This window comes from Pseudomonas sp. FP1740 (genome assembly GCF_030687165.1).
In the GTDB taxonomy this organism is placed as follows: domain Bacteria; phylum Pseudomonadota; class Gammaproteobacteria; order Pseudomonadales; family Pseudomonadaceae; genus Aquipseudomonas.
In genome coordinates this window covers 1,728,398-1,754,951 of sequence record NZ_CP117461.1, presented here as the reverse complement: position 1 = coordinate 1,754,951, position 26,554 = coordinate 1,728,398, and the positions used below count along the sequence as shown (strand labels likewise).

At 60.9% G+C, this 26,554-nt stretch carries 28 protein-coding genes; 16 read left to right on the top strand and 12 right to left on the bottom strand.

All coding sequences use genetic code 11. The features are described 5' to 3' along the window. Positions 1–111 precede the first annotated feature (111 nt). The 5 genes from rluB to PSH69_RS07695 form a co-directional block, all read right to left on the bottom strand. Positions 112–1,377: a 23S rRNA pseudouridine(2605) synthase RluB gene (gene rluB, locus PSH69_RS07715; protein WP_305411578.1), complete on the bottom strand. Its 1,266-nt coding sequence runs from the start codon at positions 1,375–1,377 to the stop codon at positions 112–114. A gap of 193 nt (positions 1,378–1,570) precedes the next feature. Continuing rightward, positions 1,571–2,563 (bottom strand): SMC-Scp complex subunit ScpB, encoded by a 993-nt coding sequence (gene scpB, locus PSH69_RS07710; protein ID WP_305411577.1) that lies wholly within the window; start codon positions 2,561–2,563, stop codon positions 1,571–1,573. A gap of 11 nt (positions 2,564–2,574) precedes the next feature. Continuing rightward, entirely contained in the window at positions 2,575–3,333 is a 759-nt protein-coding gene (locus PSH69_RS07705) for a ScpA family protein (RefSeq protein ID WP_253548957.1), read from the bottom strand. Between the two features lie 66 nt (positions 3,334–3,399). Next, positions 3,400–4,029: an L-threonylcarbamoyladenylate synthase gene (locus PSH69_RS07700; RefSeq protein ID WP_007938530.1), complete on the bottom strand. Its 630-nt coding sequence runs from the start codon at positions 4,027–4,029 to the stop codon at positions 3,400–3,402. Between the two features lie 13 nt (positions 4,030–4,042). After that, entirely contained in the window at positions 4,043–4,906 is an 864-nt protein-coding gene (locus PSH69_RS07695; RefSeq protein WP_018929935.1) for a PHP domain-containing protein, read from the bottom strand. 87 nt (positions 4,907–4,993) lie between these two features. Here PSH69_RS07695 and PSH69_RS07690 point away from each other — a divergent pair, with 87 nt between their 5' ends. The 6 genes from PSH69_RS07690 (at position 4,994) to PSH69_RS07665 (ending at position 9,319) form a co-directional block, all read left to right on the top strand. After that, complete coding sequence (locus PSH69_RS07690; protein ID WP_064619571.1) at positions 4,994–5,590, top strand: septation protein A; 597 nt, start codon at positions 4,994–4,996, stop codon at positions 5,588–5,590. 1 nt (position 5,591) lies between these two features. Then, on the top strand, positions 5,592–5,891 hold the full coding sequence (locus PSH69_RS07685) for a YciI family protein (protein ID WP_019579534.1): 300 nt from the start codon (positions 5,592–5,594) through the stop codon (positions 5,889–5,891). Positions 5,892–6,001: 110 nt separating this feature from the next. Further along, complete coding sequence (locus PSH69_RS07680) at positions 6,002–6,415, top strand: hypothetical protein (protein WP_064619574.1); 414 nt, start codon at positions 6,002–6,004, stop codon at positions 6,413–6,415. 7 nt (positions 6,416–6,422) lie between these two features. Further along, positions 6,423–7,100, top strand: a complete 678-nt coding sequence (locus tag PSH69_RS07675; protein WP_008010984.1) for a response regulator transcription factor — start codon at positions 6,423–6,425, stop codon at positions 7,098–7,100. A 205-nt stretch (positions 7,101–7,305) separates the two neighbouring features. Further along, positions 7,306–7,755, top strand: a complete 450-nt coding sequence (locus PSH69_RS07670; RefSeq protein WP_111454417.1) for a Spy/CpxP family protein refolding chaperone — start codon at positions 7,306–7,308, stop codon at positions 7,753–7,755. A gap of 223 nt (positions 7,756–7,978) precedes the next feature. Continuing rightward, positions 7,979–9,319, top strand: a complete 1,341-nt coding sequence (locus PSH69_RS07665; protein WP_305411576.1) for a cell wall metabolism sensor histidine kinase WalK — start codon at positions 7,979–7,981, stop codon at positions 9,317–9,319. A 123-nt stretch (positions 9,320–9,442) separates the two neighbouring features. On the opposite strand, the gene PSH69_RS07660 is transcribed toward PSH69_RS07665, so the two are convergent. Beyond that, on the bottom strand, positions 9,443–10,009 hold the full coding sequence (locus PSH69_RS07660) for an NAD(P)H nitroreductase (protein ID WP_019579531.1): 567 nt from the start codon (positions 10,007–10,009) through the stop codon (positions 9,443–9,445). A 122-nt stretch (positions 10,010–10,131) separates the two neighbouring features. Between PSH69_RS07660 and PSH69_RS07655 the strand changes: the two genes are divergently transcribed. After that, a complete protein-coding gene (locus tag PSH69_RS07655) occupies positions 10,132–11,586 on the top strand; it encodes a TrkH family potassium uptake protein (RefSeq protein ID WP_305411575.1) in 1,455 nt (484 codons plus the stop codon). Here the strand turns inward: PSH69_RS07655 and PSH69_RS07650 are convergent. Next, positions 11,543–12,604, bottom strand: coding sequence for an AraC family transcriptional regulator (locus PSH69_RS07650; protein ID WP_305411574.1), 1,062 nt, complete (start codon positions 12,602–12,604; stop codon positions 11,543–11,545). The two genes, PSH69_RS07655 and PSH69_RS07650, sit on opposite strands and share 44 nt — an antisense overlap. Positions 12,605–12,762: 158 nt before the next feature. Between PSH69_RS07650 and PSH69_RS07645 the strand changes: the two genes are divergently transcribed. Both PSH69_RS07645 and PSH69_RS07640 read left to right on the top strand, forming a co-directional pair. Next, positions 12,763–13,074 (top strand): Mpo1-like protein, encoded by a 312-nt coding sequence (locus PSH69_RS07645; RefSeq protein WP_305411573.1) that lies wholly within the window; start codon positions 12,763–12,765, stop codon positions 13,072–13,074. 100 nt (positions 13,075–13,174) lie between these two features. After that, entirely contained in the window at positions 13,175–13,765 is a 591-nt protein-coding gene (locus tag PSH69_RS07640) for an HD domain-containing protein (protein WP_086946377.1), read from the top strand. Between the two features lie 19 nt (positions 13,766–13,784). Here PSH69_RS07640 and PSH69_RS07635 read toward each other — a convergent pair whose 3' ends face one another. Further along, positions 13,785–14,600 (bottom strand): UDP-2,3-diacylglucosamine diphosphatase, encoded by an 816-nt coding sequence (locus PSH69_RS07635; protein ID WP_018929924.1) that lies wholly within the window; start codon positions 14,598–14,600, stop codon positions 13,785–13,787. 149 nt (positions 14,601–14,749) lie between these two features. Here PSH69_RS07635 and PSH69_RS07630 point away from each other — a divergent pair, with 149 nt between their 5' ends. Together PSH69_RS07630 and PSH69_RS07625 are read left to right on the top strand one after the other, a co-directional pair. Continuing rightward, entirely contained in the window at positions 14,750–15,508 is a 759-nt protein-coding gene (locus tag PSH69_RS07630) for an AraC family transcriptional regulator (RefSeq protein WP_305411572.1), read from the top strand. Positions 15,509–15,629: 121 nt separating this feature from the next. Beyond that, positions 15,630–16,523 (top strand): DMT family transporter, encoded by an 894-nt coding sequence (locus tag PSH69_RS07625; protein ID WP_018929922.1) that lies wholly within the window; start codon positions 15,630–15,632, stop codon positions 16,521–16,523. On the opposite strand, the gene PSH69_RS07620 is transcribed toward PSH69_RS07625, so the two are convergent. The 4 genes from PSH69_RS07620 to recQ form a co-directional block, all read right to left on the bottom strand. Then, on the bottom strand, positions 16,517–16,804 hold the full coding sequence (locus PSH69_RS07620) for a SelT/SelW/SelH family protein (protein WP_007895010.1): 288 nt from the start codon (positions 16,802–16,804) through the stop codon (positions 16,517–16,519). The genes PSH69_RS07625 and PSH69_RS07620 overlap by 7 nt on opposite strands. A gap of 66 nt (positions 16,805–16,870) precedes the next feature. Next, positions 16,871–18,673, bottom strand: coding sequence for a FimV/HubP family polar landmark protein (locus tag PSH69_RS07615; protein ID WP_305411571.1), 1,803 nt, complete (start codon positions 18,671–18,673; stop codon positions 16,871–16,873). Positions 18,674–18,801: 128 nt separating this feature from the next. Continuing rightward, positions 18,802–19,236, bottom strand: coding sequence for a MarR family transcriptional regulator (locus tag PSH69_RS07610; RefSeq protein WP_018929920.1), 435 nt, complete (start codon positions 19,234–19,236; stop codon positions 18,802–18,804). Positions 19,237–19,355: 119 nt separating this feature from the next. Continuing rightward, complete coding sequence (gene recQ / locus PSH69_RS07605) at positions 19,356–21,482, bottom strand: DNA helicase RecQ (protein ID WP_028939960.1); 2,127 nt, start codon at positions 21,480–21,482, stop codon at positions 19,356–19,358. Between the two features lie 284 nt (positions 21,483–21,766). Here recQ and PSH69_RS07600 point away from each other — a divergent pair, with 284 nt between their 5' ends. From PSH69_RS07600 to PSH69_RS07580, 5 genes are all read left to right on the top strand, one after another. After that, a complete protein-coding gene (locus PSH69_RS07600) occupies positions 21,767–22,354 on the top strand; it encodes a YecA family protein (protein WP_007938492.1) in 588 nt (195 codons plus the stop codon). Positions 22,355–22,364: 10 nt separating this feature from the next. After that, positions 22,365–22,760, top strand: a complete 396-nt coding sequence (locus PSH69_RS07595; protein WP_018929918.1) for a YbaN family protein — start codon at positions 22,365–22,367, stop codon at positions 22,758–22,760. A gap of 242 nt (positions 22,761–23,002) precedes the next feature. After that, positions 23,003–23,710, top strand: coding sequence for a cysteine protease LapG (gene lapG / locus PSH69_RS07590; RefSeq protein ID WP_305411570.1), 708 nt, complete (start codon positions 23,003–23,005; stop codon positions 23,708–23,710). A 23-nt stretch (positions 23,711–23,733) separates the two neighbouring features. Beyond that, positions 23,734–25,674: a cyclic di-GMP receptor LapD gene (gene lapD, locus PSH69_RS07585; RefSeq protein WP_305411568.1), complete on the top strand. Its 1,941-nt coding sequence runs from the start codon at positions 23,734–23,736 to the stop codon at positions 25,672–25,674. 373 nt (positions 25,675–26,047) lie between these two features. Then, positions 26,048–26,416, top strand: a complete 369-nt coding sequence (locus PSH69_RS07580; RefSeq protein ID WP_204124874.1) for a DUF6124 family protein — start codon at positions 26,048–26,050, stop codon at positions 26,414–26,416. Positions 26,417–26,554: the final 138 nt, after the last annotated feature.

The window sequence follows — 26,554 nt, the reverse complement described above, 5'->3', positions numbered from 1 at the left end:
CCCACGCTCTGCGTGGGAACGATCAAACAACCGCACCTGCTGAAAACCGGTTCTGCCAGACACAAAAAAACGCCATCCCGAGGGATGGCGTTTTTACGCTGCGCTTACCGATTACTCAGGCTTGCGACGACCGAAGCCCGGACGCTGGCCGGAGCCGGCGGGTGCGCCGCGGCGCTTGCCCGATGGCGCGTCCTTGTCGACCAGCACGATGCCTGGGCGTTTCTTCGGCGCCGGCTTGGCCGGGCGCTTGGTGTCGGCCGGGCGGTCTGCCACCGGCGTACCACGGCCGGCAGGCGCACCGCGATCGCTACGACCACCGGACGGAGCGCCGCGGCCTTCGCCACGCTCAGTACGACCGTTGGCCGGACGCGGCGTGCGTGGACCGCGCTCGCCGTCCTGGCGTGGCGCTGGCTTGCGGGCCGGGCGCTCGCCTTCGATCTGCGGCTCGCGAGATGGACGCGGGCCGGCAGCTGGAGCGCCAGTGGCTGGACGCAGGGTCCGTACGCGTTCGGTCTTGCCCACCGGGCGGGACGATTTGCGCTGCATACGCTCGAGCTTGTCTTTGCTCTTGGCGTTCATTTGCGGCATCGCCACCGGCGTCAGGCCGACTTCAGCACTCAGAATGTCGACTTCCTGCTGGCTCATTTCGCGCCAGCGACCCATCGGCAGGTCGGAGTTGAGGAACACCGGACCGAAACGCACGCGCTTCAGACGGCTGACCACCAGGCCCTGGGATTCCCACAGACGACGAACTTCGCGGTTACGACCTTCCATCACCACGCAGTGGTACCAGTGGTTGAAACCTTCGCCACCTGGTGCCTGCTTGATGTCGGTGAATTTGGCCGGGCCGTCTTCGAGCACCACGCCTGCCTTCAGACGCTCGATCATCTCGTCGTCGACTTCACCACGTACACGGACGGCGTATTCACGGTCCATTTCGTAGGAAGGGTGCATCAGGCGGTTGGCCAGCTCACCGTCGGTGGTGAACATCAGCAGACCTGTGGTGTTGATGTCCAGGCGACCGATGTTGATCCAGCGACCTTCTTTCGGGCGCGGCATCTTGTCGAACACGGTCGGACGGCCTTCCGGGTCGTCACGGGTGCAGATTTCACCGTCGGGCTTGTTGTACATGATCACGCGGCGTACCGACTCGGCAGCTTCTTCGCGCTTGATCACCTTGCCATCGATGGTAATGGCGTCATGCAGGTCGACGCGCAGGCCAAGAGTGGCGTCTTTGCCATTGACCTTGATGCGGCCGTGGCTGATCCAGGCTTCTACGTCACGGCGCGAGCCGACGCCGATACGGGCGAGGACTTTCTGCAGTTTTTCGCCTGCTGGGCCGATTTCCTGGTCGTCTTTCTGGTCGTTGATACTCATCTGGGCACCTCCCGGTGTGATCAAGTTCAGGCCTTGGCCTGAAGATGTGAAATCTGGTCGTTTGACGAAGGGATCGTCAAAGGGTCGCGAATCATACGCTCATGGAAGCGTTCGCGCATCAGAGACTAGCTGATCGACCGTCGGTTATTGGCTTTTCCGCCGGCCGGTGGTGGCTGCGATCTTTTGGCGGACCTCAATCCTCGAACTGGCGGCGTTCGGCCTCGATCGCTTCGGCCAGGGCACGGGCTTCGGCTTCTTCGTCGCTCAGTTCAGGTTCGGGCTTGGGTTGTTCAAGCGCGGCAACCGCGGCCAGCAGTTTCTCGCGAGCCTCGGCAACGCCAAGAATGTCATCCTCTGGCTCTGGTTCCTGCTCTTCTTCGTCAGCAGCTTCGGCCTCAACCTGAAGCTCTACCTCGACTTCCGCCTCCGGCTCCGGCTGCTCCAATACCTCTTCAGTCTCGGTCAACTCGCCATCGCGCAACAAATCGTCGAAATCGGTCTTGAGCCCCTCCTCCATCGTGTCCAGCTCCAGCAATAGCGTGTGGAAGCTGGTTTCTTCCTTGGGCTCTTCCGGCTCGGCGCTGGCATCTGCCAATTCTTGCAGCCCGGCCGGCACGGGTGCGTCGTCGAACTCGAGCATCGGCTCGGGTTCCAGCTCGCGCAGCTCGGCCAGTGGCGGCAGGTCGTCGAGGTTCTTCAGGTTGAAGTGATCGAGAAACGCCTTGGTGGTGGCGAACATTGCCGGTTTGCCGGGCACGTCGCGGTAACCGACGATGCGGATCCACTCACGCTCCAGCAGGGTTTTGACGATGTGGCTGTTGACCGCCACGCCGCGCACGTCTTCGATCTCGCCCCGGGTGATCGGTTGGCGATAGGCGATCAGGGCCATGGTTTCGAGCATGGCGCGCGAGTAACGCTGCGGCCGTTCTTCCCACAAGCGCCCGACCCACGGCGCGAACTTTTCGCGGATCTGCAGGCGATACCCGGAGGCGACTTCCTTCAACTCGAAGGCTCGGCCATCGCAGGATTTGCCCAGAATCGTCAGTGCTTTCTTGAAAACCGCTGGTTCGGGCCGCTCGCCTTCTTCGAAGAGTTCGAACAGGCGCTCAAGCGATTGCGGTTTTCCCGAGGCCAACAGAAAGGCTTCAAGCAGTGGCGCCAGCTCGCGGGGTTCAGTCAGGTTCATGATTCAACTCGTTATTCGGCTCGGGCTCGCACATGTATCGCCGCGAACGGCTCATTCTGCACCAGCTCGACCAAGGATTCCTTGACCAGTTCGAGGATCGCCATAAAGGTCACCACCACTCCCAGGCGCCCTTCTTCAGCGGTGAACAGCTCGACAAAGGGCACGAAACCGCCGCCCTTGAGCCGCTCCAGCACATCGCTCATGCGCTCGCGGGTGGACAGTGCCTCGCGGCTGACCTGGTGGCTTTCGAACATGTCACCCCGGCGCAAGACCTCGGCCATGGACATCAGCAACTCTTCCAGACTCACGTCCGGCAGCAGCTTGCGCGCCCGGGCTTCCGGCGCGTCGAGCTTGGGCACCACGACATCGCGGCCGACGCGGCTCAGCCCATCGATGCCTTCGGCGGCGGCCTTGAAGCGTTCGTACTCCTGCAAGCGGCGGATCAGTTCGGCGCGAGGGTCGTCTTCCTCGTCTTCAATGGTTTCGGCCCGCGGCAGCAACATCCGCGACTTGATCTCGGCGAGCATCGCGGCCATCACCAGGTACTCGGCGGCCAGTTCCAGGCGCACCGACTGCATCAACTCGACATAGCCCATGTACTGGCGGGTGATTTCCGCCACCGGGATGTCGAGGATGTTGATGTTCTGCTTGCGGATCAGGTACAGGAGCAGGTCGAGCGGGCCTTCGAAGGCTTCCAGAAAGACCTCGAGCGCATCCGGCGGGATGTACAGGTCCAGCGGCATTTCCATGACCGCCTGGCCATAGACCATGGCGAAAGGCAGTTCTTGCTGGGCGCCGGCCTGGCTGTCGACGGGTTCTGGTTCTACTGCAGACATCTACGCCTCGGCCATGAATGGCGTAGGGTCGCCGCAACCGACACGGATGACTTCCGGCTCGCCGTCGGCGAGGTTGATCACGGTGGATGCCTTGATCCCGCCAAAACCGCCGTCGATGATCAGGTCCACCTGATGCTCCAGCAACTGGCGCATTTCGTAGGGATCGGTCAGCGGGTCAGTGTCGCCGGGCATGATCAGGGTCACACTCATCAGCGGTTCGCCGAGTTCTTCCAGCAGCGCCAACGCAATCGGATGGCTCGGCACGCGCAGGCCGATGGTGCGTTTTTTCGGGTGCAGCAACAGCCGCGGAACTTCGCGAGTGGCGTTGAGAATGAAGGTGTAAGGCCCCGGCAAGTGGGCCTTGAGCAGACGGAAAGTACCGGTGTCGATCTTGGCGAACAGCCCAAGCTGCGACAGGTCGCTGCAGATCAGCGCGAAGTTGTGCTTCTCATCCAGCTGACGCAACCGACGCACACGCTCCACGGCGGTCTTGTCACCGATCTGGCAACCAATGGCGTAGGAAGAGTCTGTGGGATAAATCACCACCCCGCCGTTGCGGATGATCTCGACAGCCTGTTTGATCAGGCGCGCTTGCGGGTTTTCCGGATGAATCTGGAAAAATTGACTCACATTCTCTACCTGTTCAGACGGCGGCAATAATTGGGTCATGTTTGAATCGACACCACAGTGGTGGCAGATCCTCCGGGAGCGGGCGGTATTCACCGATCTCGGACCAGCCTCCAGGGCCATGAAAATCACTGCCGGCGCTGACCAGCAGACCAAACTCACGGGCAAGAATCGCCAGGCTGCCCACTTGCTCGGCGGGCTGATGGCCATTGACCACTTCAATCGCGTGGCCCCCGGCTTGAATATAGTCAGAAATCAGGCGGCGACGCTTGCTACGAGTGAAATCGTAGTGCCAAGGGTGCGCCAGGCTGACCCAGGCACCCGCGGCGCGCAGGGTCTCGACGGTGTCTTCGAGGGTCGGCCAGTGCAGCTTGACGTCTCCCAGCTTGCCGGCGCCCAGCCATTTGCGGAACGCTTCGGCGCGATCCTTGACGAAACCTTCGCGCACCATCCAGTCGGCGAAGTGCGGACGGGCCGGCGCGTTGCCGCTGTCGCCCAGTTCCTGCTGAATGGCGCGGGCGCCGTCAAGCGCCCCCGGCATGCCTTTCAACGCCAACTTGCGGCTTATTTCTTCGGACCGTAGCCAGCGGCCATCGTGCAATTTGGCGATGGCCTCGACCAATGGCGCGGCATTGACGTCGAAACCGTAGCCCAGCACATGAATGGTCGCCCCGCCCCAGGTGCAGGACAATTCGACGCCGTTGACCAGTTGCATCCCCAGCGCCGTCGCGGCGCTACGGGCCTCGTCGAGGCCTTCAAGGGTGTCGTGATCAGTCAAGGCCAGGACTCGCACGCCTTTCTCGAACGCACGCGCAACCAGTGCCGCAGGCGCCAGGGCGCCATCGGAGGCCGTGCTATGGCAGTGCAAATCAACATTCACAGGACTATGTAACCTCAAATCAGCTGACGCTATCGCGCGTCAATATGTTTGTTATTATGCCGCCACATCCTGCTTCTGGCTGCCACTGTGAAACAATTCATCGACTTCATCCCGCTTCTGCTGTTTTTCATCGTCTTCAAAATCGACCCGCGGGTCGTCGACATTGGCGGTCATCAACTGTCCGTCGGTGGTATTTACAGCGCCACCGCGATGCTGATCATCAGCTCCCTGGTGGTCTACGGCACGCTGTACATCAAGCAGCGCAAGCTGGAGAAGAGCCAGTGGCTGACCCTCATTGCCTGCCTGGTCTTCGGCAGCCTGACCCTGGCGTTCCACAGCGAAACCTTCCTGAAATGGAAAGCCCCGGTGGTCAACTGGCTGTTCGCCCTAGCGTTCATCGGCAGCCATTTCGTCGGTGACCAACTGCTGATCAAACGCATCATGGGCCACGCGCTGACCCTGCCGGAGCCAATCTGGACCCGCTTGAACATCGCCTGGATCGGTTTTTTCCTGTTTTGCGGTGCCGCCAACCTGTTCGTCGCGTTCACGTTCCAGAGCTACTGGGTAGACTTCAAGGTCTTCGGCAGCCTGGGCATGACTTTGCTGTTCCTGGTCGGCCAGGGCATCTACCTGTCCCGCCACCTGCACGACGCCGACACCACAACGCCAAAAACCGAGGACTGACATGCTTTACGCAATCATTGCCACAGACGTCGCCAACTCCCTGGAAGCCCGACTGGCCGCACGGCCTGCGCACCTTGAGCGTCTGCAAGTGCTCAAGGGCGAAGGCCGTATCGTATTGGCCGGCCCCCACCCGGCGGTCGACAGCAATGATCCGGGCGCGGCCGGTTTCACCGGCAGCCTGATCGTCGCCGAATTCGAGTCCCTGAGCGCCGCCAAGGCCTGGGCCGACGCCGATCCGTACGTTGCCGCAGGCGTCTACGCCAATGTTCTGGTCAAGCCATTCAAGCAAGTCCTGCCGTAAAGTTCTCGCGTGCGGTGAATCTTATCGATTCATCGCACGTTCAATCGCTCATTATTCTCGTTTACCGGCCGACAACCTGCCCAATACTCGTATTGGAATCAGGAGTTGCGATGCGCAAAGGTCCGTTGTGTCTGATGTTGGTGACGTTGTCGATCATGGCGCCCGCCCATGGTGAAGAAAGCGCCAATGGCGGTAATTCGACGCCGCTATCCTTGAGCGCCGGTAGCCAGATCACCGAATTGCAGCAGCGCTTGAAAGAAAGCGAGCAGCAACGAGAAACACTGAGCAAACAATTGCAAACCACCGATGGTGAACGCGAAAGCGCCCAGCTGAGCCGGTTGCGCCAGGAGAATCAGCGCCTGAAGCTGCAACTCAAGGAAACCCTGGCCAGCAGCCCGCTACCGCGCCTGCTGACAGATCAGCAGCAGTGGTTCGTTATTGGGGCGGCAGTAGCGCTATTGGCCCTGCTCTGCGGTATCTTCGCCAGTGGTGCCACCAGAAAACGTAGGCAATGGCTAAATTGAGAGAGTCATGAGCGAGCTGTTACTAATTGATGATGATCAGGAGCTGTGTGAGCTCCTGAGCAGTTGGCTGAGCCAGGAAGGCTTTCAGGTTCGCGCCTGCCACGATGGCCAGAGCGCCCGTCGCGCGTTGGCCGAAACGTCTCCGGCAGCCGTGGTGCTGGACGTGATGCTGCCGGACGGTAGCGGCCTGGAATTGCTCAAGCAACTGCGCAGCGACCATCCGGATTTGCCGGTGCTTATGCTCTCGGCCCGTGGCGAACCGCTGGACCGCATCCTCGGCCTGGAACTGGGCGCCGACGATTACCTGGCCAAGCCGTGCGACCCACGGGAACTGACCGCCCGCCTGCGCGCGGTGTTGCGCCGCAGTCATCCGACGGCGGTCTCCAGCCAGCTCGAGCTGGGCGACCTGTGCTTCAGCCCGGTGCGCGGGGTGGTCAGCATCGATGAACAGGAATTCACCCTCACCGTTTCCGAAAGCCGCCTGCTCGAAGCCCTGCTCAAGCAGCCCGGCGAACCGCTGGATAAACAGGAACTGGCGCAAATCGCCCTCGGTCGCAAACTGACCCTGTACGACCGCAGCCTGGACATGCACGTCAGCAACCTGCGCAAAAAAATCGGCCCACACCCCGACGGCCGCCCGCGCATCGTGGCCCTGCGCAGTCGCGGTTACTACTACAGCCTGTAAGAACCAAGAAAGAACCGAACAAAAGCAAGCTGTGGCGAGGGAGTTTGCTCCCTCGCCACAGCTTGGTGCCCGCATCTGGAATTTTGTCAGGAAGGTAGAAAACCGTCTTTACCCAAGCTTTACGCTCCGCTGACCGCCGTTGACCTTGATCTGCGTAATCTGCACACATCCGGAACGTACCGGGAACGAGACAAGGAGATACACCATGCGCAAGACTCTTATCGCTCTGATGTTTGCTGCCGCCCTGCCGACCGTTGCCATGGCCATGCCTGAAGGCACAGGCCCGATGGGTGATCACATGGACGGCTCACGCCACGGCGGTCAGATGCACGGCATGCACGGTAGAGGCCCTTACAGCCAACTGGACCTGAGCCGCGAACAGCGCGAGCAGATCCGCAAAATCATGGGCGAGCAGATGCACGAGCGTCAGCAACTGGTCGACAAGTACCTGGAAAAACTCTCGCCAGCCGACCAGAAAGCCCTGAAAGACGAGATGGAGGCCAAGCACAAGAAAGCCGAAGCCGACGTTCGCGCCCTGCTGAAACCGGATCAACAGAAGCAATTCGACGAGATCCAGAAGAAACAAGCTGAGCGTCGCGCCGAATGGGCCGAGTTCAAGGCCTGGAAAGCGCAGCAAGCGCAAAAGGCGCAATAATGCGTTAACCCCGGACCCAACGGCTAATCACCGTTGGGTCTGATGCCACTCAGTTCGTTGTGGCGAGGGAGCTTGCTCCCGTTGGGGCGCGAAGCGGCCCCGGCATTTCAAAGTTAAACCGTATGTAACGGGCTTACGACTGCTTCGCAGCCGAACGGGGCGATGCGGCGTTCCGACAAGCCCCCTCGCCACACATTGATTTGAGCTTGTTCGAGGATTTTCTGTGCGCTCATTGTTCTGGCGTATCCTGGCCAGCTTCTGGCTGGCCATCGCTCTGGTTGCAGGGCTTTCCATTTTGCTGGGACACATGCTCAACCAGGACGCGTGGATTCTCAGTCGCCACCCGGGCCTCAACACCCTGGCCGAACAGTGGACGCAAACTTACGAAAGCCAGGGCGAGGAAGCCGCCCAGGACATGCTGGAGCAGCGCAAGCGCCAATATCACATCGACGTTCAGGTGCTCAACGAGGCAGGAGACCCAGTGGTACGCGGCACCTTCCCTCGGCGTGCAGCCGCCTTCGAAGCACGGCAGCAAAACGATGATCGGCGCCTGCCGTGGCGACGCCTGACCGATGAATACACCAGCGCCAAGACGGGCGACACCTACCTGCTGATCTACCGCATTCCACACCCGGAACTGGACGCCTGGCACCGGGAAAGCCTGCTCTGGCCGTTGAGTGCGCTGGGTATCGCCCTGGTGGTACTGACCCTGTTCAGCCTGCTGGTGACCTTTTCCATCACCCGACCGCTGAGCCGTTTACGTGGCGCAGTGCATGAGTTGGGGCAGACGACGTATCAGCAAAACAGCCTGGCGCAACTGGCTAACCGCCGCGATGAATTCGGTGTGCTGGCCAACGACTTCAATCGCATGGGCGCGCGCCTGCAAAGCCTGATCGGCAGTCAGCGGCAATTGCTGCGCGATGTGTCCCACGAATTGCGTTCACCTTTGGCCCGACTGCGCATTGCGCTGGCACTGGCCGAGCGGGCCAATCCCCAGGAGCGGGAAAAACTCTGGCCGCGTCTGACCCGTGAATGTGATCGACTGGAAGCACTGATCAGCGAAATCCTGGTGTTGGCGCGGGTCGATGCCGACAACGCCAGTGCCGAAGAGGTGGATCTCAATGCACTGCTCAATACCCTGCAAAAGGATGCTCAGCTAAGTTCGCCGGAGCAGAACGTGCGCCTTGAGGCCGAGCCGCAACTGAACATCAGAGGTTGGCCGACCATGATCGAGCGGGCCGTGGACAACCTGCTGCGCAATGCCCAACGCTTTAACCCGGTCGGGCAACCGATCGAAATGCAGGCGTCGCGTCAGGGCGAGAGGATTGTGGTCAGCGTGCGCGATCATGGCCCTGGCGTAGAGGCCGAACATTTGAATCAGCTGGGTGAACCGTTCTATCGGGCACCGGGGCAGACAACGGCCGGGCATGGCCTGGGGCTGGCCATTGCGCGCCGCGCGGCAGAGCGCCATGGCGGCAGTCTGGTGCTGGCCAATCACCCAGGGGGTGGGTTTATTGCCAGTCTGGAATTGCCGTTGGTGCCGGGGGCGGTGGTTCAACCGTAAATCGGGGGTGATGCAAGAAGATCGCAGCCTCGTTTCACTCGACAGCTCCTACACAGCTCCTACAGGGTTATGTGTACTTCTGTAGGAACTGTCGAGTGCAACGAGACTGCGATCTTTTGATCTTCAGGCCTTACCCGGCCAGGCGCTGACAAACTCGGCCAGATCAACCTTCTCCGCCACACGCGGTTCTTTCTGCGGCGTACCGAGATAAAGGAACGCAATCACCTCTTCCCCTTCGGCCAAACCCAACCCCTTGGCTACATGCGGCGAATAGGCCAGCTCACCGGTGCGCCACACGGCGCCAATGCCTTGCGCGTAAGCGGCCAGCAAAATCCCGTGAGCCGCGCAGCCTGCCGCCAACAATTGTTCGGATTTCGGGTATTTGACGTGATCCTGCAAACGCGCGATCACCACAACCACCAGCGGTGCACGCAGCGGGCCATTACGGGCCTTGTCCAGCGCTGCTTCTGATACCTCGCTGTCTTGCAGTTTCGCCGCTTCGGCCAGCAACTCGCCCATTTGCTCGCGCGCCGCGCCTTCGACTGTCAGGAAGCGCCAAGGCTGCAAATGGCCGTGGTCTGGCGCACGCATCGCGGCGGCAAACAGCACTTCGCGTTGCTCGGCAGTGGGCGCCGGATCGAGCAGTCGTGGAACGGAAACACGGTTGAGCAAAGCGTCGAGAGCCTGCATCGGCCACCTCCTGAAAAAAATGTCTGCCTATTCTAGCGGTATCCGGCGCAGGGCTGTCGGTTTACATGCCCTGCCTCGCAGGTAGAATGGCGCCCTTCCCTACTTCAGCCCGAGCGGACTTCATGGCGTTGCCGACCTTACGGATCATTGGTTTCATCATCGGCATCTTCCTGATCACGCTGGCCATTTCCATGGTCGTGCCCATGGCCACCCTGGTGATCTTCGAGCACACCAGCGACCTGCCATCGTTTCTCTGGGCCAGTATGATTACCTTTGTCGCCGGCCTGGCCCTGGTGATTCCGGGGCGCCCCGAACACATCCACCTGCGCCCGCGAGACATGTACCTGCTGACCGTCAGCAGCTGGCTGGTGGTGTGCGTCTTCGCCGCCCTGCCGTTCCTGCTGACCCAGAACATCAGCTACACCGACGCATTCTTCGAAAGCATGTCCGGCATCACCGCCACCGGCTCGACGGTGCTCACGGGCCTGGACACCATGTCCCCCGGCATCCTGATATGGCGCTCCTTGCTGCACTGGATCGGCGGGATCGGCTTTATCGGCATGGCGGTCGCGATTCTGCCATTGCTGCGCATCGGTGGCATGCGGCTGTTTCAGACCGAGTCGTCAGACCGTTCCGAAAAAGTCATGCCCCGTTCACACATGGTGGCGCGTTTGATCGTTGCGACCTACGTCGGCATCACCATTTTCGGCAGCCTGGCGTTCTGGTGGGCCGGGATGAGCCCGTTCGATGCGATCAACCACGCGATGTCGGCGATTTCCACCGGCGGTTTTTCCACCTCCGACCAGTCTTTGGCCAAATGGCCGGAGCCTGCGGTGCATTGGGTCGCGATCGTCATCATGATTCTCGGCGCCTTGCCGTTCACCTTGTATGTCGCCACGTTACGCGGTAACCGTCGGGCGCTGATCAAGGATGAACAGGTGCAAGGCTTGCTCGGCATGTTGCTGGTGACCTGGCTGGTGCTCGGCACCTGGTACTGGTGGACCACCCAGTTGCACTGGCTGGACGCCTTGCGGCATGTGGCGCTGAACGTCACTTCGGTGGTGACGACGACAGGTTTTGCACTGGGGGACTACAGCCTCTGGGGCAACTTCTCGCTGATGCTGTTCTTTTACCTGGGGTTTGTTGGCGGCTGCTCGGGTTCGACCGCTGGCGGGATCAAGATTTTCCGCTTCCAGGTGGCCTACATTCTGCTCAAGGCCAACCTTAACCAGTTGATTCACCCGCGCGCGGTGATCAAGCAGAAGTACAACGGCCACCGTCTCGACGAAGAAATCGTACGTTCGATCCTGACCTTTTCGTTCTTTTTCGCCATCACCATTTGCGTGATCGCTCTACTGCTGTCGCTGCTCGGCGTGGACTGGATGACCGCCCTGACCGGCGCGGCCAGCACGGTGTCCGGCGTCGGCCCGGGGTTGGGCGAAACCATTGGCCCGGCGGGTAACTTCGCCAGCCTGCCGGATGCTGCGAAGTGGATTCTCTCGTTCGGCATGCTGTTGGGTCGGCTGGAGATCATTACGGTGTTTGTTCTGTGTATCCCTGCGTTCTGGCGTCACTGACCGGCTTGAGCGCTTCCGTCAGCCGCGCCCGGTATTCGCCGGGGGTGGAATCGAACCAACGTCGGAAAGCGCGGAAGAAGTTGCTCGGATCGGCAAACCCCAGCAGGTAGGCAATTTCCAGCAGCGTCATGCTCGGTCGCGCCAGGTATTGCTCGGCCAGTTCACGCCGCGTGTCATCCAGCAACGTCTGAAAACTCGTGCCCTCTTCCTGCAAGCGTCGCTGCAAGGTGCGTTGCGACAGGTGCAGCGCCTGCGCTACCGCATCGCGCTTGGGTTCGCCCTGGGGCAGCAAGCGGCACAACACCTGCCGCGCATTGTGGGTCACGCGGCTCTCGGAAAACCGCGCCAGGTATTCACCGGCAAAGCGATCGTGCAGCAGCGCCATGGCCTCGTTGGCGGTGGGCAACGGCGCCTCCAGGTCAGCGCGCTCGAAAATCAAGGCGTCATAGGGCGCATTGAACATTATCGGCGCGTGGAAGGCTTGCTTATACGGTTCGAGGTCGGCGGGCTGATCGCCCAGCAGCAGCACTTTGCGCGGACACAGCGTGCGCCCGGTCAACCAGCCGCAAAACGCCAGGGCACAGGCCATCGATGCTTCGGCGCTTTGTCGGGTCGGCGGCAAGTGGTCGCCATGCACCGTCAGAATCAGCGCATAACCCTCGTCCAGTATGCGAAAACTCAGATCGGCACTTTCGGCGATGATTCGCTGATAACGCACCAGACGTTGAAAGCCTTCGGCCAGGGTTCGACTGGACATCAAGGCATAACCGGCAACGTGCAGGGACGCCGGTCGCACCACCTTGCCCATGTTCAAGCCGATCGCCGGGTTGCCGGACAACTCGACCGCGCGCTGCCAGAGCCGCGTCATGGAATCTTGCGGGAAGCGCGCATCCGGATCATCCAGTGCCGCATAGTCGAGCCCTAGCTGCTTGAACAAAACCCGGCAATCCAGGCCGTCCATTTCCAGTGCTTTGACAATCCCCATCGCCCAACTTGCAGAAGTCGTTCGTTCGCTCATGGCGTCTACTACGTGATGGCCGCATGCCACGACCCAATGCCGAAGGATACTAAAGTGGCGCCTATTGTCACTGGCTGATGCCTATGATCACTCTAGACTTAAATAGGCTACCCGCAGCGCAACTTGTTGCCTGCACACACACCACAGAGATCGCATTCGTGGAAAACATCAAACGTTTCAACAGCTTCGCTGCGTTTTACCCGTATTACCTCAGCGAACACCGCAATAGCACTTGTCGACGACTGCACTTTGTCGGCACCACGCTGGTTATTTTCATTCTGGCGCTGACCATCGCCAAAGGCGCATGGTGGCTGTTGCTGGCCCTGCCGCTGGCCGGTTACAGCTTCGCCTGGGTCGGGCATTTCTTCTTCGAGAAGAATCGTCCTGCAACCTTTGCGCATCCTCTTTACAGCCTGCTCGGCGATTTCGTCATGTACCGCGACATGATTGTAGGTCGCGTGCCGTTCTAGGCTCCTTTGGCCACAAAAGCGTCCTGTGCAGCCAGTGCAGCGCTCTGGATCCAAGCCCTACACTCCAAACATCCTTTCGATAAGAACAAGAGGATAGCCGATGAATGCCCGCGCCCGTTTTACCCACATGCAGGACGGCACGCAGGAAGACTGGGCGATTATCGCCACAGACTTCAGCGCCTATGCCCGGCAATTGCCTACAAGGATCGTGGCGCATTTGAAGTTACTGGAGGGGGATTTCGGCGGATTCCCGGTGGATCGCCTGACCCACTCGCTGCAAACCGCCAGCCGCGCCTGGCGCGATGGCCGCGACGAAGAGTACGTGGTCTGCGCTTTGCTCCATGACATCGGCGACACACTGGGGTCCTACAACCACCCGGACATCGCCGCGGCGATCCTCAAGCCGTTCGTCAGTGCCGAGAACCTGTGGATGGTGGAGAAACACGGGATTTTCCAGGGCTATTACTTCTTCCATCACCTGGGCATGGACCGGCATTTGCGCGAGCAATTCAGCGCTCATCCGCAGTATCAGGCGACCATCGAATTTTGCGCCCGGTACGACGCGGCGGCGTTTGACCCGGCATACGACACGCTGCCGCTGAGCTTTTTCGAACCGATGATGGAGCGGTTGTTTGCGCAGCCGAAGCATTCGATCTACAAGGCGGCGATGGAAGAACAAGCGCCGGCCTGAAGATCTTTTGACTTTGCTTTTAAGCCGGCTCTGCGACCTTAATTGCCTTCAACTCTGCCTCCCGCGCTTGGGCATCGGCCAACCGATACAACTCGATCGAGCCGTCCCAATGCTCGATCAGCGCCGTGCACGACTCCACCCAATCCCCGCAGTTGAGGTAGTCCACCTCGCCAACCTTGCGAATTTCGGCATGGTGAATGTGCCCACACACCACGCCATGCAACTCGCGTTTGACGCATTCGTGGGCAATGGCTTCCTCAAAATCGCTGATGAAACTGACGGCGGTCTTGACCTTGTGCTTGAGGTACGCCGACAACGACCAATAGCCGTAGCCATAACGGGCCCGCCAATGGTTGAGCCAGCGGTTGAGGGTCAGGGTGAATTCGTAGGCCGAGTCGCCGAGGAACGCCAGCCAGCGGTGATAGCGAGTAATCACGTCGAACTGATCGCCATGAATCACCAGCAGATGACGACCATCGGCGGTCACGTGCACGGCTTCGTCCACCAGCTGGATATTGCCCAGCATCAGTTTCGAATAACGGCGCAGGAATTCGTCATGGTTGCCGGTGACGTAGATCACTTCTGTGCCGCGCTTGCTCATGGTCAGCAGGCGACGAATCACGTTGGTGTGCGCCTGGGGCCAATACATGCCGCTACGCAGCTTCCAGCCGTCGATGATGTCACCGACCAGGTAAATCCTGTCGGCATGGTAGCCCTTGAGAAACTGCGACAGGTGTTCGGCCTGGCAGTCCCGTGTGCCCAAATGCACGTCGGAAATCCATAAGGTCCGCACACGTTGCTTACGGCTGGGTTTGGCGAGCTCGGCGCTGGTCATGGGCAACCCTCTGGACAAGTTTTGGCAAGCTTGCGCCGGTCGGGTTAATTGCCCATGACAATCGCAAGTCAGTCCTGTGACAACGCGCGAACGCAGGGCCTCGGTGTAGACTGGCGCCTTCACTCATCAATATCGCCACGAGACCTGCGATGAGACCGATCCTCACCCTGCGCCAATACACCCACGACCTGATCGTCCACAGCCACGACCACGCGCAACTGGTATTCGGGCTGTCGGGTGCACTGGATTTCGAGGTCGAGGGGCGTGGCAGTCAGGTGGTTCAGCGGAGTTTCGTGGTGGTGCCGTCCGGGGCGCATCATGCCTGCGGCAGCGCCCACGGCAGTCGTTGCCTGGTGCTGGATGTGCCGGGCGATCAGTGGGTGTCTCAGTCACTGGGGGACCACGCCGAGGCCAGCCGCCGCTTGCTCGACAATGCCGGGCGTCTGCCGCTGGACGCCGGGCAAAGCCAATTGGTGAGCTGGCTGGCGGGCAGCCCGATCAGCGATCCGCTGATCGCCCAGCAAGGCGCGGTGTTACTGCTGGCCAGCCTCAACAACGCCAAGCCCGACACGGTCGGCGGTCGGCGTCTACCGTATGCGGCGCTCAACGCTCACATCGATCAATACGCGGCCTATCCACTGCAAGTCGCCGACCTGGCGCGCATTGCCGGCCTGTCCAGCGCTCGCTTGCACGCGCGGTTCGTGGCGGAATGCGGGCAAACGCCGATGGACTACATCCGCAGTCGCCGGCTGCACATCGCCGTGCGCTTGTTGCGCGATTCGGCGCTGCCCATTGGCGAGATCGCCTGTCGGGTCGGCTACAACTCCCAGAGCGCATTCGCCGCAGCAGTGCTGCGTGAGTTCGGCGCCTCCCCCGGTAAATTGCGCCGCGAGGCTGGCGACAAATGACGCGAGTCTGGCGACAGACACCCGCAAGCACATCGTTCATTGTGTAGGAGTTGCCGAAGGCTGCTCCTACACAGGTCGACGGTGTTGTCGGCCAGATTCGATACGTTATTCAAGGACTGCAATGACTCCCCGTACCGCCCTTGGCGCTCTGCATATCGGTGCACTGATGTTCGGCCTGACCGGCGTGTTCGGCAAACTTGCCGCCGCCTCACCGGCGATCATCGTGTTCGGTCGTGCCGCGTTTGCCGTCCTCGCCCTGGCGTTTTTCGCCCGGTTCGCCAGTAATACCCGTTGGCAGGCACTCGACGCCGTGGACTGGCGCCGCCTGTTGCTCAGCGGCTTGCTGCTGACCGGGCACTGGGTGAGTTTCTTCATTGCGGTGAAGGTGGCCGGGGTGGCGATCGCGACCCTGGGCTTTGCCAGTTTCCCGGCGTTTACCGTGATCCTCGAAGGGCTGATTTTCCGCGAGCGCATCCGCGCCAATGAAATCTTGCTGGTGGTGCTGGTCAGCATTGGTTTGGTACTGGTCACACCGGACTTCGATCTCGCCAGCGGCGCCACCACCGGCCTGTTGTGGGCAGTGGCCTCCGGCCTGCTGTTCTCCCTGCTGTCCCTGACCAACCGCGCCAGCTCCGGGCGAATCCCGCCGGTGCAGGCGGCGCTGTGTCAGAACGTAGTGGTTGCGATCTGCCTGCTGCCGGTGGCGATGCCGCAGTTGAGCGAAGTACGCGCTATCGACTGGCTGTGGATTGGCCTGCTCGGGGTGTTCTGCACCGGCGTCGCTCACAGCCTGTTCGTCGCCAGCCTGGCGGTGATCAAGGCCCGGACCGCGTCAGTGGTGTTTGCCCTGGAGCCGGTTTACGGCATCACCCTGGCCTGGTTGTTGTTCGATGAAAACCCGACGCTGCGCATGCTGATCGGCGGCGCGTTGATCATCGTGGCCATCGTGGTCTCCAGCCGGTTGTCCGGCGGTTCAAGCCACAAGACCGTTGCCGCGCAAGCGCCGTCTCACTGAGTGCGGTCGTTGTGGCCCAGGTCGCGGTCCGGATCGATCTGATCACGGACCCGCTGCTTGAGCACCTTGGCCTCGGGGAAACCGCCGTCGGCCTTGCGTTCCCAGAGCTGCACATCGTCACAGAAAATGTGGAACACCCCGCCGGTACCGGGCACCAGGGATACTTTGCCCAGATCATCGCCGAAGGTGCTGAGCAGTTCCTGGGCCAGCCAGGCGGCGCGCAACAGCCATTGGCATTGCGTGCAGTAGGTGATGACGATTTCCGGTTTACGTGCGGTCATGATTGGCAAAACTCCTCTGCCTGAGGGGTTGCCATAATAACCACAAAGGCTGCGATCTTTTGATCTTCAGCGAATACCCGCCAACAGCGTTCGGGCCGTCTCCTTCAGTGGCTCGTCGCCTTCCTTGAGCAACTCGTTCAGCAGCTCGATGGCGCTGTCCAGGTCGCCGTCGTCAATGCAGGTCTGGGCCTGTTCGAGTTTACCCGCGCTGCTCGGCTCGGCCGGTTCAAGATCCATCAACTCAGCATTCAGCGGTTCAAGCTCCAGCGGCTGGCCGGGATCGCTGAATTCGTTGAGAAAGGTCTCGTCCAGAGATTGCGAGTCAGGTTCGGCGACCCATTCAAGCTCGGGCTCATCCAGCGTCGGCTCGTCGGGTATTTCGAAGACATCGGGCAACACATGAAGATTCGACGTGAACCCGGGCTCGTCTGCCGGTGATGGCTCATTCGATGGTTTGGCGCTGGGCGGTGAGTTGTCGAAGGGGCTGATCAGGTCCCAGTTCGCATCCATCGACAGGTCGTCGAGGTTCAACTGGAATTCATCGCTCGGTGCCGCTGGGATTGCAGGCGTGGACGGAGCCACTGCCACGGCGGCGACCACCGGCGCGGCGCCGACCAGTTTCGGATGGCGGGCGCGGATGTCCTGAAGTTGCTGTGCGTCAAACCCGGCCTCACGCAAGCTACTTTCCTGCGCGTCATATGCTTGCGCGTCACCCTGTTTACCAAGAACCTCCAGCAGCTGCACGGCCAGGTCGGTGCGCTGGGGCTCCTTGACCAATGCCTCTCGCAACAATCCGGCTGCCTCGGACAAACGGCCATAGGCGAGGTAGATACCAACCCCCTCCAGCACGTCGCCTGCGGCAGTCTCATCCGCCAAGCCGGCTACCGATTGCGCCTGGGTGGCTGGCCTGGCTGGTTCTGCCGTGCGGTTGAGCACCGGTTCATGACGTGACGGCTGCACGGGTAGCGGCTCGGGTAAGGCCTGAACCTGCTGTCGTTGACGGCGAATGAACACTGCGAGCGACACCAGGGCCACCAACGACAGCAACCCGATGATCAACGGCCAATGGGATGCTTCGGACGTCTCGACAACCACCGGAACCGGCGCCGGCACCTCGGGTGCGGCAGGTGCCGCCGACGCCTGTTTGATTTCCGTCAGTTGGGTTTGCAGCTCAGTCACCTGTTTTTTCTGAACGGCGATCTGCTCGTCCTGCGCCTGCAGCTTCGCATTGAGTTCATCGATGGTCTTTTGCAGCTGCTGGTTTTGCAGCACGCTGGTGGCCAGTTGTTCGGCAACAGGATCATTCGCCGGCGTGGCGGCTGGTTTATCGACATCAGGCTTGGGTGCCGAACTATTCACCGCAGGTGGCGGTGCAACAGCCGGTTCAACGGACGGGAACGCGGAATCCTGAGGGCCCGGCGCGGGGTCGTCGTTGACGGGAACAATCCCCGGTGAACCCGGCGGATCGATCAGCACGGTGTACTCGCGCAGCAAACGCCCGTTGGGCTGATTGAGCTGCACCAGAAAATTCAGAAAGGGTTCCTTGACCGGTTTACTGGACGTCACCCGGATCAGGCTGCGGTTGCCCCGCAGGATCGGCGTGAACTTCAGGTTATTGAGGAAGAACACCCGCTCGACACCGGCGCGGCTGAACTCCTCCGCCGTCGCCAGGCTGACCGACAGCTCGCCCTCCTCCAGACCACCGACATCCAGCAGGGCGATATCGGCGCTGAATGGCTGATTCAACGCCGAATGCTGGGTGATCTCACCCAAGCCTAGCGCAGGGGCCAATGCCGAGTAAGTGACGGCACCACCGACCAGCAGCAGCCGGGTGCAACACCGCAATACAACGTGCCAACTCTCGAGCATGAGCATCCCTTAGATAACCAGAACCAACCTGTATGCATTCGCACATCCGGTACGAACACGATATTGCCTAGTAGTTCTTTATAGTCTGCCCAACGGGGTATCTCAAAAGTCCGACGCGTGGTTGTGCCTCAAGATTTTTCCAGGTTGCCCAGGATGTGCGCGTGGACACGCATGCAGACCTTCAAATCCGCCTCATCGACGCCTTCGAATAATTCGTGACGCAGTTGCGTGGCAATGGTTTCAATTTGTTCGATCAAGGGCCGGGCCGGGGCACAGAGGACGATTTTTTTTGCCCGACGGTCTTCCAGCACCGATTGGCGTTGCACCAGGCCCTGACTTTCCAGGCTATCGAGCAGTCGAGCCAGGGTAGGCCCTTCGACGCCAACGCTTTGCGCCAGTTCACGCTGGGTGGGAGCATCATCGAAACGCGCAAGGTGCAGCAGCACCAGCCAGCGCGCCTGGGACAGGCCCAGGCCAGCCAGTCGGCGGTCCAGTTCGGCACGCCAACCCCGAGACATCTGGGCCAGTTGCATGCCAAAGCGGTGTTGATCGGTTAACGGCATAAAACACTCATGGTTAGACTGAAATAGAGAAAAACTAATTATTAGTCAGCTAAGCATGACCTTTGGCTATAGGCAAGGTTTGCTCTGTACTGAATCGTTACATCTGCGCGACAGGTCATTCAAATTTCGAATTCCGACTGCAGCGCGGCACGTACGCAATACAAAACGCCTTCCGGCACCCGCCCTGCGAACAACGCGGCTATCTCCGCCACCGGCGGCAACTCGCCTTCGCCGTCGAGGAAGGCGTCCTGAACTTCGCCCATCAACTCTTCGGGCAGGTCCAGCGCCTGTTCCAGTGACAGCTGCTGCTTGCCGATGGCCTCGGCGAGCATCGTGTAGACGTTCTTTTCCGAGCATTGCAGCTGACCGGCGATCTGCAGCGGTGTCATGCCGGCCCGGGCCAGCGTGATCAGCTCGTGGCGCACATCGGCCACCACTTTCGGCGCCTCGACCTGACCGCCGAGCACTTCGAGGAAAGCCTCGCCGTAACGTTCCAGTTTGCGCGCGCCGACGCCGCTGACCGTGGCCATTTCCGCCAGCGAGGTCGGCTGGCTGCGGAGCATTTCCAGCAGCGTCGAATCGGGGAAGATGACATACGGCGGCACGCCATGTTCTTCGGCCAGTTTGCGGCGCAAGGCACGCAGGGCTTCCCACTGTTCGCGCTCCTCGAAGCGGACCAGTTGGCTCGCCTGGCTCTTGCTGCTTTTAGCGGTGGTTTGCGGCTTGAGGTCGCGGCGCAGTTCCAGGGTCACTTCGCCCTTGAGCAGCGGCCGGCAGGTATCGCTCAGGCGCAGCCCACCGTAGCCTTCGAGGTCGATGTCCGCCAGACCGCGAGCAACAAGTTGTCGGAACAAGGAGCGCCATTCACTTTCGCCCAGCGCTTTGCCTACGCCGTATACCGACAAATGCTGATGGCCGAAACTGCGGACCTTTTCGTTGTCCTTGCCCAGCAACACGTCCACCAGATGGCCGACGCCATAGCGCTGGCCAGTGCGGTAGATCGCCGACAGCGCCTGGCGGGCCGGCTCGGTGGCGTCCCAGGTCTGCACGCCGTCGACACAGTTGTCGCAGTGGCCGCAGGGCTCGGGCATGTCTTCGTCGAAGTACGCCAGCAGGGTCTGGCGGCGGCAGCGGGTTTCCTCACAGAGCGAGAGCATGGCGTCGAGCTTGTGCTGCTCCAGACGCTTGTGGCGCTCGTCGCCTTCGGAGTTCTGCAACATCTGCTTGAGCATCACCACGTCTTGCAGGCCGTACGCCATCCAGGCATCCGCCGGCAGACCGTCACGACCGCCGCGACCGGTTTCCTGGTAATACGCTTCAAGGGACTTCGGCAAGTCGAGGTGAGCCACAAAACGCACGTTAGGCTTGTCGATGCCCATGCCGAACGCCACGGTGGCGACCATGATCAGGCCTTCCTCGTTGAGAAAGCGCTTCTGGTGATGCGCCCGGGTTTCGTTGGCCAGACCGGCGTGGTACGGCAGCGCCGGGAAACCTTGCTCGCTGAGGAACACCGCCACTTCGTCGACCTTTTTGCGCGACAGGCAATAAACGATGCCGGCATCGCTGCGCCGCTCGGCGAGGAACGCCAGCAACTGCTTGCGCGGCTGTTCCTTGGGCACGATGCGATAAAAAATGTTGGGACGGTCGAAACTCGACAGGAAACGCTCGGCATCCTGCAAATGCAGGCGATCGACGATTTCTTCCCGGGTACGCTTGTCGGCGGTGGCGGTCAGGGCAATGCGCGGGACGTTGGGGAACAATTCCGCCAACTGGCCCAGTTGCAGGTATTCGCGACGGAAGTCGTGGCCCCATTGGGACACGCAATGCGCTTCGTCGATGGCGAACAGAGCGATTTCGAGGCTTTGCAGGAAGGCCAGCATCCGTGGCTGAACCAGGCGCTCGGGCGCCAGGTAGAGCATTTTCACCTCGCCGCGCTTGATCCGTGCAGCAAGATCACGCTGCTGCTCGGCGCTGAGGGTGGAGTTCAACGACGCCGCGGCGACGCCCAGCTCTTCGAGGGTGGCGACCTGATCGTCCATCAGCGCGATCAGCGGCGACACCACCACCGCCAGGCCTTCGCGCAGCAGCGCCGGCACCTGGAAGCACAAGGACTTGCCGCCCCCGGTAGGCATCAGCACCAGGGCGTCGCCGCCACTGGCCACGCGCTCAATGATTGCACCCTGACGGCCACGGAAACTGTCGTAGCCGAAGATGTCCTTGAGGACGCGTTGAGCCTGTTCGAGCATAAAAACTCCAAAAATCACCGAAACATCCCTGCAAGGCTGGTTCAGAACCACGAAAGCTGCACAAACAAATCGTAAGTACGCATTGCATGACGCTGCATATTTCAGCCATGACGCCAGCAGGGCATCACAAAACGCGCGAGTATACCCGAGCCCTCCCCTGCAAAGGGCGCCGCTGATAAGACGCACGCAAGCCAACCGCGGGAGCAAATATGCCGCGCGGCTGGCCTGAGCGCTCAAGAAGGCCTAGAATTCCCGCATCGTATATTCCCCAAGGTAGCCCTTTAATGTCCTTCGCTGAGCAACTAACCCGCCTGCAAGTCTTCCTCGACGCCGACGAGCTGCATGACGAGGCGCTGGACTACGTGGCCGCCCACGGCTACCTCACCGCGCTGTCGATCTGTTCCGAAAGCGTTCCCGACCGTGAGTGGATCGACGCGCTCTTCGCCGAAGAGCCGCATTACGCCGACGACACCGAACGTGAAGCGATCGAATCCACCCTGGTGCTGCTCAAGGCTCACATCGCCCGCCAACTGGCGTCCGACGAAGAGTTCGAGCTGCCATGCGACCTCGACCTGGGCGATGACCCGGACGATTCCGACCTGCGTGGCTGGTGCATCGGTTTCATGGAAGGTGTGTTCCTGCGCGAAGCCGCCTGGTTCGAAACCGCCGAAGACGAAGTCAGTGAAATGCTGCTGCCGATCATGGTCGGTTCGGGTCTGTTCGACGAACAACCTGAGTTCTCCGACATCGCGGCCGACGCCAACCTGATGGACGACATGATCGTGCAAATCCCGGAAGCCCTGACCGCGCTGTACTTGCTGTGCAACGCGCCAGACGAAAAACCGGCGATCCTCAAGCCACGTCACCACTAAGGTTTTGCCTATGGACAACCCCATAGGCAACCGCCCCCTGATGTTGCGCTACGTGCTGCTGGCCATCGGCTGGCTGAGCGTAGCGCTGGGGGTGATCGGGATTTTCCTGCCGGTGCTGCCCACCACACCGTTCCTGCTGTTGGCAGCAGCCTGCTTCGCCCGCAGTTCGCCGCGTTTCTATCACTGGCTGGTTGAACATCCACGGCTTGGACCCTGGATTCGCGACTATCTGGACGGCAACGGCATTCCGCTCAAGGGCAAGGTCTACACCATCGGGTTGATGTGGACGAGCATCCTGTTCTCCTGCTACCTGGTGCCCCTGCCGTGGGCGCGCGGGTTCATGCTGACCAGTGCGGTGCTGGTGACGGTTTATATCCTCAAGCAGAAAACCCTGCATAAACCCTGATCCCCGTAGCAGCTGTCGAGCCCCGGCGAGGCTGCGTTCGGCTGCGAAGCAGTCGCCAATCCGATCAATGCGGTGTGTCAGGAGAAGGTGGGTTGCAGGTTTTGGGGCTGCTTCGCAACCCAACGGGGGCAAGCCCCCTCGCCACAGGAAACAACCCGCCGACATCCTTTCGTCCGACGACCTACCCGACCTCGCCGTAAACACCGCCTAGACTTCAGGCATCTGCACCCGAGCAGCCAGACATGCCCCGCAGTCCGCGTAGTCCAGGATGGTCAACGCTCCGACTTCGGTTCGGCGGATGGCTGTTGCTGGCGAGTTTTCTGCTGGCCGGGTTGGGCAGTGTCTGGGCCGACTGGGATTTTGCGCAGGTTCTGCAAACGGCCGAAAAACGTTACGGCCCCCTTGGCGAGGCCCGGGGACAGATCGAGGCCTGGAGCCAAATGCTGCAAAGCGAACGCAACCAGCCTGAGCGCGAACAGCTGAACGCGGTCAATCACTTCTTCAATCAGCAACTGAGTTTTCAGGATGACACGCGCATCTGGCATCAGACCGACTACTGGGCCACGCCCGTGGAGTCCTTGATCAAAGCCGCAGGCGACTGCGAAGACTACGCCCTGGCGAAATACTTCAGCCTGCGTCACCTCGGGATTCCCAGCGAAAAACTACGCATCACCTACGTCAAAGCCCTGACCCAGAACCAGGCGCACATGGTGTTGACCTTCTACAGCAGCCCCACGGCCGATCCGCTGGTGCTGGACAACCTGATCGACGAGATCCGCCCCGCCTCCCAACGCAAAGACTTGCTGCCGGTGTACGCCTTCAACGCCGAAGGCCTGTACTTGCCGGGAGCCAATGGTGGTAAACGCAGCAGCGACTCGAAAAAACTGTCGCGCTGGCAAGACGTATTGAAAAAGATGCAAATCGAAGGGTTCGCCGTGGGCGAAGGCTAGCCGCCACTGCAAGGAGTGTTTTCATGTCACTGCGCAAACAGTTGTTCCTCGCCATTTGCCTGTTCTTGCTGGTGGCCTTCAGCGGCAGTTTTTTTGTCAGCCTGGAAAGCTCCCGTGAACAGATGCTCAGTCAGTTGCGCTCCCACGCCCAGGACGCCGCCACAGCGCTGGGCCTGTCGTTGACCGCGCAGATCGACGACCCGGCGATGATCGAGTTGATGGTCAGCTCGATTTTCGACAGTGGCTATTTCACCAGCATCCGGGTTATCAACATCGAGAATGAACAAGTGCTGGTGGAGCGCAGCGTACCAGCGCAAATCGAGGGTGTACCCGGCTGGTTCGTCAGTCTGGTGAACCTGCGCCCACAAGGTGGCGATGCACTGGTCACGCGTGGCTGGGACCAGGCAGCCCGGGTCGAAGTGCTGAGCAACCCGCAGTTCGCCCTGGCCAAACTCTGGGACAGCTCCCTCGGCAGCCTGATCTGGCTGCTGATTTGCGGACTGCTCAGCGCCGTGTTCGGAGGCTGGCTATTACGCCGGCAATTGCGCCCGCTCGACAACATGGTCAAACAGGCTGAAGCCATCAGTAAACGCGAGTTCCGCAGCTTGCCAAAATTGCCGCGCACGCCGGAGCTCAAACGCGTGGTGCTGGCCATGAACCAGATGGTCGAAAAACTCAAAGCGCTGTTCGCCGAAGAGGCCGCGCGCAGTGAAAAACTGCGCTCCGAATCCTATCAGGACAACCTTACGGGCCTGGCCAACCGGCGCTTGCTGGATGAACAACTGGCCGACCAATTACTGGATTCCGAGCAAAGCCGCGACGGTCATTTGCTGATGCTGCGGATCAACGACCTGATCGGCCTCAATCAACGCCTGGGTGGCCAGCGCACCGATGCCCTGATCAGCGCCGTCGGCGAGTTGCTCAAGCGCCTGACGCAACCTGCAGAACGTCGTACCTGGCTCGCGGCGCGCAATCGCGGTGGCGAATTCAGCTTGCTGACGCCGGGTCTGGACAGTAGGGGGGCCGCGCGCCTGGCCTCCGAAATCAGCGCCACCCTGGAAAACCTGCGCCTGACCGGCGCCAGCGACTGCATGCCCGTGGCGCATCTGGGCATCGTCGCCTACCACCCGGGCGAACCGGCAAATGATGTGCTGCTGCGACTGGATCAGGCGCTGACCCAGGCCCGGCAACATCCCGAGCGGCCATGGACATACCAGGCCCAGGTCGATACTGCGCCGAATCACTCTCAGCATGATTGGCGCAACTGGATCGACGATGCACTGACCGAAGGCAAGATGCAGTTGTATTTCCAACCGGTGGTGCAATGCGCCGACACCAGTCAGGTGCTGCACCACAAAGTCCTCGCGCGCCTGCTCGACCCGCAGGGCCAGGCCGTTGCCGCCGGGCATTTCCTGCCGTGGATCGAACGCCTCGGCTGGTCGGCGCGGTTCGATCTGGCGATGCTCGAAACCACCCTCGAATACCTCGCCGCCAACCGCTGGCCGCTCGCGTTGAGCCTGTCCGGCAGCACCCTGCGCGACCAGACCCAGCTGAAACTGATCTGCGACATACTCGAATCATTGCCGGAACTGGCGCCTCTGCTGACCCTGGAAATCGACGAACGCCAACTGCCGCCCCCCGAAGAACTGCAACGCCTGAGCCACAGCCTGCTCAACACCGGTTACCGCATCGGTTTGCAGCATTTCGGCGGCAGCTTCAGCCAGATCGGCAACCTGACGCAACTGGGGTTGGCGTACTTGAAAATCGATGGGGCGTACATTCGGGGTATCGATGAGCAGAGTGACAAGCGGTTGTTTATCGATGCGATATACCGGGCGACCAACAGCATTGATCTGCCGTTGATTGCGGAAATGGTCGAAACCAAAGGGGAGCTGGAGGTGATTCGGGAGTTGGGGGTGTTTGGGGTGATGGGGCGGTTGATCGGGCCGCCGGAGCCTATGTGAAGATGATGTAAACGGAGATGTTTAATCTGACACCTCCAGATACTCCTTAGGGCTACGCATTCTTGCGCCGCAACCTACAACTCCGCCAGAATCCGCCGGCTTGTGTGCTTTTGGGGTCGGGCTCTATTGTTTCCGGGTCGCTGACGAATCAGCGATCGGGTTTCGCAGCCCGGGTCAATCAAGGTGCATTGCGCCACCGTTCCCTTTCAGTTGGCTCTTTTTTCGTCTACTGGATGGCGTTATGGCGGCTGTGCGCGGGAGATCTTCGGGTCTGCCGGGTTCCTTGATTCCCGGTCTGCGAACCTGCGTACAGCTGCCACCTCCCTCGTTTCGCAGCGAGCAGTGACAGCTCCATTAATCAAGGAGCTTCACCATGTTCAAAATCACACCCAACCCACCCGAAACCGACGACGTTTCCCCCTACGAAACCCCGGACTCCAAAAAACTCAACGAAGCCGCCGAGCGCGCCCTCGATTACTACCTCAAACCGTCCGACCCCAAGCCCCCACGCAAGCCGAGCACGATTTACACCGTTGCCCCGGACATCGACATCGAAGAGCTACTGGCCAATGCCTGCGAGTCCTTTGCCTCGGCCAAGGTGATCGCCAGTGACTGCGCCGGGTTTCTGGAGGGGCCGCAGCGCAATACGATACTGGGCGTCGCGCAGCTCATCATGTTTGGTGAACTGGCGGTGAGTCGGGCGCTGGACAGTCTGGAACTGAAGGCTGACCCGGCCCTATGACCTGATCCCTGTGGCGAGGGGGCTTGCCCCCGTTGGGCTGCGAAGCGGCCCCCAAAACCTGCAATCACTGTCTGTCTGGCAAACTGCATGTACAGGTTTTACGACTGCTGCGCAGCCGAACGGGGGCAAGCCCCCTCG